This is a genomic window from Alcanivorax sp. UBA3183, assembly GCF_002364155.1.
GTDB classification, from domain to species: Bacteria; Pseudomonadota; Gammaproteobacteria; order Pseudomonadales; family Alcanivoracaceae; genus Alcanivorax; species Alcanivorax jadensis.
In genome coordinates, this window is record NZ_DEXN01000043.1 from 174307 (window position 1) to 174516 (window position 210).

General features: G+C 60.0%; 1 pseudogene. It reads right to left on the reverse strand.

The features are described 5' to 3' along the window. Positions 1-192: pseudogene (locus B3Q33_RS13790) on the reverse strand (MATE family efflux transporter); the annotation flags it as partial. Positions 193-210 lie beyond the last annotated feature (18 nt).

The following is a 210-nucleotide window of genomic DNA, read 5'->3' on the forward strand; positions in this document are numbered from 1 at the left end:
GATCACCAGAAACGACAGCGGAAAGGTAAACGACTGCGCCGCCAGCGGCGCCGTCCCCAACCGCGCCACAAAAATGCTGTCTACCAGGTAGAACCCCAGTAACGACATAACGCCAAGCGCCATGGGCCAGGTCTGCTGCCAGAGCTGGCGGACGAGGGACAATGTGGAGGGGCTGGATTCAGTCACGGGCAATCCGGGTCAATAGGGAAA